4 protein-coding genes are annotated in these 6401 nt (G+C 63.4%); 1 reads left to right on the top strand and 3 read right to left on the bottom strand.

The window, feature by feature from the left end:
* Positions 1 to 144: 144 nt before the first annotated feature.
* From rnr to ENZ75_RS16795, 3 genes are all read right to left on the bottom strand, one after another.
* The gene (rnr, locus tag ENZ75_RS16805; RefSeq protein ID WP_063167900.1) at positions 145 to 2463 is read right to left on the bottom strand and encodes a ribonuclease R; all 2319 of its coding nucleotides are present in this window, start codon (positions 2461 to 2463) and stop codon (positions 145 to 147) included.
* Positions 2464 to 2469: 6 nt separating this feature from the next.
* Complete coding sequence (gene topA, locus ENZ75_RS16800; protein ID WP_128278191.1) at positions 2470 to 5106, bottom strand: type I DNA topoisomerase; 2637 nt, start codon at positions 5104 to 5106, stop codon at positions 2470 to 2472.
* A 359-nt stretch (positions 5107 to 5465) separates the two neighbouring features.
* Entirely contained in the window at positions 5466 to 5843 is a 378-nt protein-coding gene (locus tag ENZ75_RS16795) for a hypothetical protein (RefSeq protein WP_024503571.1), read from the bottom strand.
* 185 nt (positions 5844 to 6028) lie between these two features.
* Between ENZ75_RS16795 and ENZ75_RS16790 the strand changes: the two genes are divergently transcribed.
* A partial coding sequence (locus ENZ75_RS16790; RefSeq protein WP_245481163.1) for a cytochrome c biogenesis protein CcdA occupies positions 6029 to 6401 on the top strand: 373 nt, incomplete at its 3' end.

The following is a 6401-nucleotide window of genomic DNA, read 5'->3' as shown; positions in this document are numbered from 1 at the left end:
TGGTAAAAGCGCGAAACAGCTTGCCTTCGCCGCAATGCGGGCAGCGGCCGAGCAGGCCGCGCTTCATCGCCGTCCACAGCGGGCGTGCGGCCCGGCCCGAGTGATGTTCTCCGCCGAAAACCTGTTCTTCCATGGCTGTTGTCATCATCGTCTCCTGCCGCGCGAACCCGGTCGCGATTGCGACGCGCGGGCGCGGCCCTTGGCCTTGTGAAACGACCGCTTGGAGCCCGGCAGAGGCTTTGGGTCGGTCAACATCTCGAAGCGCATCGCGCCGGCCATCGGCGCCACCTCGATAAGCCGGACCTCGACGCGGTCCGCGAGTTGGTAGCCTTTGCCAGAGCGTTCTCCGAACAGGGAGCGAGCCGTTTCATCGTATATATAGTAATCGCCGCCCAGAGTTGACACCGGGATGAAACCATCCGCGCCGTACTGCGGCAATTGGACAAATAGTCCTGATTTGGTGACGCCGGAGATGCGGGCATCGAACCGGTCATCGACGCGTTCGGCGAGATAGGCGGCGATCAGACGGTCGACCGTGTCCCGCTCGGCCGCCATTGCGCGGCGTTCCGTGCCGGAGATCTGCACCGCGACATCTTCGAGCCGTGCCGCTTCGTCCTGCGTCAGCCCACCCGGACCCAGTCCGAGTGCGGCAATAAGTCCGCGATGCACGATCAAATCGGCATAGCGGCGGATCGGCGAGGTGAAATGGGCGTAGCGGCGGAGGTTGAGACCGAAATGGCCGATGTTCTTTGGCGAGTATTCGGCCTGGCTCTGCGAGCGCAGCACCACTTCGTTGACAAGGCCTTCATTGTCGGCGCCGCGCACGCGCTCCAAAATGCCGTTGAACTGGCTTGGCTGCATCTGCGCGCCGCGCGCCAGTGACAGGCCCAATGTCTGCAGGAACTCGCGCAGCGATTCCTGCTTGGCGAGCGACGGCGCGTCGTGGACGCGATAGACCAGCTCCTGCTTCTTCGCCTCCAGCGTCTCGGCCGCGGCGACATTGGCCTGGATCATGAATTCTTCGATGAGCTTGTGGGCATCGAGCCGCTCCGGCACGATGACGCGGTCGACGGTGCCGTCCGGCTTGAGTACGATCTTGCGCTCCGGCAGATCGAGTTCGAGCGGCTGGCGGCCATCGCGGCCGCGCTTCAGGATCGCATAGGCGTCCCACAGTGGCTTCAGCACGGTTTCGAGGATCGGGCCTGTCTTGTCGTCTGGCGCACCGTCGATCGCCGCCTGAGCCTGTTGGTAGGCGAGCTTTGCCGCCGACTTCATCATGACGCGATGGAAGGTGTGCCTGAGCTTGCGGCCCTCGGCCGAAAAGATCATGCGCACTGCCAATGCCGGCCGGTCCTGGCCCTCGCGCAGCGAGCAGAGATCGTTGGAGATGCGCTCGGGCAGCATCGGCACGACACGATCCGGGAAATAGACCGAGTTGCCGCGCTTCAGCGCTTCGCGGTCGAGTGCAGTGCCATAGCGCACATAGGCGGCGACGTCGGCGATCGCCACGGTGGCAACCACGCCGCCGGGGTTCTTCTCGTCGAGATCCGGCGTGGCGAAGACGGCGTCGTCATGGTCCTTGGCGTCGGCCGGATCGATGGTGATCAGCGGCAGGTCGCGCCAATCCTCGCGGTGATCCAGCGTCGCCGGCTTGATCGCTTCGGATTCTGCGATGACGTCGGCCGGGAAGATATGCGGAATGTCGTGCGCATGGATGGCGATCATAGAGACCGCCTTTTCGCTGGTCAGAGAGCCCAGCACGTTGAGCACCTTGGCTCTCGGCAAGCCGAAACGGGAGGCTCGCGCCGGCTCGACCTCGACCAGGTCGCCATTCTTGGCGCCGTTCTGGAATTCCTTGTCGACGATCAGTTCGGGCTGGCGCCGTTCCACCGGTTCGATACGGAAGGTGCCGTCCTGCAGGATGCGAAAGATACCGAGCACGGCATCGGTGCGCTTTTCGAAAATCTTCACCACCCGCCCGGTGTAGGCGGGGCCGCCCAGGGCGACGTTCGTGTCGTCGGCGGGAAAGGTCTTGGCCAGCACGCGGTCGCCAATGCCGGGCGCCGGTCCACTGCCACTGCGCGACAGGCGGATGGAAACGATGGGCGGCGGCCCATTGGCTGTGTGTTCGGTTGGGCGCGCCAAGAGCACGCCATCGGCATCGCGGTCGAAAATATCGAGGACCGTGACATGGGGCAGGGCACCGACGCGGGCCAGCCCCTTGCGCTCCTTGGTGAGGACGCCTTCGTCCTGCAGGTCGCGCAAAATATCCTTCAGCCAGATGCGGTCGTCGCCGCGCAGCGCGAACGCCTTCGCGATGTCGCGCTTGCCGGCGCGATCGGGATTTTCGGCAATGTAGCGCAGGATTTCGTCACGCGACGGCCGATAGTCGTCCTTGACCTTGGCCCTGGTGTCGGCGGTGCGCGGATCGCCGTGGGTTCTGCCGGTGATCTTGCGCGCCACGCTGTCCTACCCTTTTTTCTTCGCGGCCGGCTTCTTCGCAGCCGGCTTCTTGGCGGCTACTTTCTTGGTTGCCGGAGCTTTGGCCGCGGCCGCCTTGCGGAACGGCTTCTTGCCGCCGCCGCCCTTGGCTTCCTTCTCGGCAATCAGCGCCAGCGCATCCTCCATCGTCACCGACTGGGGATCCTTGCCCTTGGGCAGCGTAGCATTGACCTTGCCGAAATTCACGTAAGGCCCGTATTTGCCGTCGCGCACGACGATCTTGCCGCCGCCATCGGGGTGGTCGCCGAGCTCCTTGAGCGCAGCGGCCGTGCCGCCATTGCGGCCACCCTTGCCCTTCAGCTGCTTCTCGGCGATCACCGACACGGCGCGGTTGAGGCCGATCGAGAACACGTCCTCGATGCTTTCGAGATTGGCATAGGTGCCGTCATGCAGCACGAACGGACCGTAACGGCCGAGCCCGGCCGAGATCATCTTGGCCGTTTCCGGATGCTGGCCGACATCGCGCGGCAGCGACAGCAGCGCCAGCGCCTTTTCGTGGTCGATCGACTCTGCCGTCCAGCCCTTGGGCAGGCTGGAGCGCTTGGCTTCCTTGCCGTCGCCGCGTTGCAGATAGGGGCCGAAGCGGCCGCTGCGCAGCGTGATTTCCTCTGACGTATAGGGGTCCTTGCCGATGACCTTGGTGCCGTCTTCGCCGCCGCCATTCTCGCCATTGGAGTTGGCGGCATCGCCGAGCTGGCGGGTGAAGGAGCATTCGGGATAGTTGGAGCAGCCGACAAAGGCGCCGAACTTGCCGAGCTTCAGCGACAGATTGCCGGTGCCGCATTTCGGGCAGATGCGTGGATTCGAACCGTCTTCGCGCGCGGGGAACACCAGCGGCGCCAGCTCTTCATTGAGCGCATCCAGCACGTCGGTGACGCGCAGTTCCTTGATGTCGGCGACGGCGCCGGAAAAATCCTTCCAGAAATCGCGCAGCACGTCCTTCCAGGCGAGCTTGCCGTCCGAAATCTCGTCGAGCTTTTCCTCGAGGGACGCGGTGAAGTCGTACTCGACATAGCGCTTGAAGAAGCTTTCGAGGAAAGCCGACAGCAGCCGGCCCTTGGCCTGCGGCACCAGCCGGCGCTTGTCGATGGTGACATAGTCGCGGTCCTCGAGCGTCTTCAGGATCGCCGTATAGGTAGAAGGCCGGCCGATGCCGAGCTCTTCCAGCTTCTTGATCAGCGACGCTTCGGAGTAACGCGGCGGCGGCTCGGTGGTGTGCTGGGTGGCGTTGATCGCCTGGCGGGCAAGCTGCTCGCCGGCACGGATCTCGGGCAGGCGACGATTTTCCTCGTCTTCCGCATCGTCGTCCTTCTGGTCGGTGTATGCGGCGATGAAACCGTCGAACCGAACGACCGAACCGATGGCACGCAGCTCCGCGGTGCGCGATCCATTGGCCGCCTCGATCTCGGCGGTGGTGCGCTCGATTTCGGCCGGCTGCATCTGGCTGGCGATGGCGCGCTTCCAGATCAGCTCATAGAGCCGCATCTGGTCGGAATCGAGATATTGCCTGACCGATGCCGGGGTACGCATGAAATCCGTCGGGCGGATCGCTTCGTGCGCTTCCTGGGCGTTCTTGGCTTTGGCCGTATATTGGCGCGGCTTTTCCGGCAGGTATTTCGGACCGAATTCCTTGGCAATGGCATCGCGTGCGGCGTCGATCGCCTCGGGTGCCATCTGCACGCCGTCGGTTCGCATATAGGTGATCAGACCGGTGGTCTCGCCGCCGATCTCCATGCCTTCATAGAGGCGTTGCGCCACCTGCATGGTGCGGCTGGCCGAGAAGCCGAGACCCGACGAGGCGGCCTGCTGCAGCGTCGAGGTGGTGAAGGGCGGGCCGGGATTGCGCTTGGTCGGCTTGGCTTCCACCGACACCGCCTTGAAGGTCGCGCCTTCGAGCATCGACTTGATGTCGTCGGCCTGCGCCTTGTTGGAAATGTCGAGCTTTTGCAGCTTCTTGCGATCGAAGGCGGTCAGCCGCGCTTCGAAATTCTCGTTGCGCGGCGTGCCCAGCAGTGCAGCGATCTGCCAGTATTCCTCGCGGATGAAGCGCTCGATCTCGGATTCGCGGTCGCAGACGAGACGCAGCGCAACCGACTGGACGCGTCCGGCCGAACGGGCGCCCGGCAGTTTGCGCCACAGCACCGGCGACAGCGTGAAGCCGACGAGATAATCCAGCGCCCGGCGGGCGAGATAGGCATCGACCAGCGGCGCATCGATCTGGCGCGGATTGGCCATCGCTTCCAGCACCGACGATTTGGTGATGGCGTTGAAGACGACGCGGCTGACCGGCTTGTCCTTCAGCGCGCGCTTCTGCTTCAGAACTTCCAGCACATGCCAGGAAATCGCTTCGCCTTCGCGATCCGGATCGGTGGCGAGGATCAGGCCGTCGGCGTCCTTGACCGCCTTGGCGATGTCGGCGAGGCGCTTGCCGGAGGCGGTGTCGACCGCCCAGGACATGGCGAAATCCTCATCCGGACGCACCGAGCCATCCTTGGCCGGCAAGTCCCTGATATGGCCGAACGAGGCCAGAACCTTGTAGTTCTTGCCGAGGTATTTGTTGATTGTCTTCGCCTTGGCCGGCGATTCGACGACGACGACGTCCATGAGGTCTCATATCAGCTGTGGTGCGGCAGAAGAATTCCGCTGCGCGCGACGAAATCTCGTTCTATTTGTCGCTCACATGGCCGCGCTTTTGCATCCGGTCAAGGGGAAGCGCCCAAATTGCGGGCCGGTCCGCAGCAATACACTCTTAGAGTGTATGGAGAAAATCACAGAATTTGGGAAAGGCAGATGGTGGGTCTGAGTCAGCGGAAACGACCCGATTCATTTTTCCGCCGAGTCGTTGAAATGCTGCCCAAACCAGGACGGGCGACATTATAACGGGCTGTTCGATGCCGGCCGCCGGATGGCATGGAGATGCCCGGCGACCAGCCCTTGTCCCGCCAGCAGCGGGAATGGCGTGCTTAGTCGGCCTTGACGATATGCCAGACTTCGCCGACGCCGTCGCCGGTCACATCGCCGGGCTTCTTGTCCTTTATGAAGGTGTAGACCGGCTTGCCGTCATAGGCCCACATCTTGGTGCCGTCGGTGCGGTCGACGACGCTCCACTCGTCATCCGCCTTGGCGCCGGCTTCGGCTTTCAGCGGCGGCCAGTTGGTGGCGCATTTGTCGTAGCAGTTGCTCTTGCCCTTCTCGTCCTTGTCATAGGTGTAAAGCGTCATGCCATTGGCGTCGGTGTAGATCTTGGCGCCATTGACCTCGGCTTCCTTCCACGCGTCGGCAGCGAAGGATGCGGCGGTGCTGAGCAGAAGCGCTGCCAGTCCTGCGGTTATGGTTTTCATGGAAATCTCCTGACTGATATCTGGAGACGCGCGGGAAATCGCGGCCTCACAGCATCAACGCCTGCGGGCTGTCGTTTCTTCCTGGCAAGTGCGTCGGGCAATGGATGATCTTGCCAACACAATGGTGATTGGTGGACAAGGCTGCGCGTCGCTATATCGGCGTCACGACATTGGAGTTCTTGGAAATGGCATTGGACATCGGCTATGTCAGCGCGGTCGGGGCTGGGGCGATTTCGTTCCTGTCGCCTTGCGTGCTGCCGCTGGTGCCGCCTTATCTCTGTTATATGGCCGGCGTCTCGGTCGACGATTTCCGTGGCAATGCGGGTGCGACAGCGCGTGAAGGCGCACGCGGCGCGCTGATCTATTCTTCGATCGCCTTCGTGCTCGGCTTCTCGACCGTCTTTGTCGCGCTCGGCGCCGGCGCCTCGACCATCGGCCGGCTGCTGCGCGTCTGGCAGGAGCCGCTGGCCATGGGCGCAGGCGTGCTGATCATCCTCATGGGCCTGAATTTCCTCGGCGTCCTGCGCATTCCGCTGCTGTCACGCGAGGCACGCTTCC

It is taken from the genome of Mesorhizobium sp. M7A.F.Ca.CA.002.04.1.1, assembly GCF_004022805.1.
Lineage (GTDB): Bacteria > Pseudomonadota > Alphaproteobacteria > Rhizobiales > Rhizobiaceae > Mesorhizobium > Mesorhizobium ciceri.
Note: the sequence above shows the minus strand (reverse complement) of the source record. Positions and strands in the feature narration are given on the sequence as shown.

Excerpts from the sequence above, each read along its gene's own strand:
- topA (WP_128278191.1), bottom strand. The coding sequence starts at position 5,106 with ATGGACGTCGTCGTCGTCGAATCGCCGGCCAAGGCGAAGACAATCAAC.
- ENZ75_RS16795 (WP_024503571.1), bottom strand. The coding sequence starts at position 5,843 with ATGAAAACCATAACCGCAGGACTGGCAGCGCTTCTGCTCAGCACCGCC.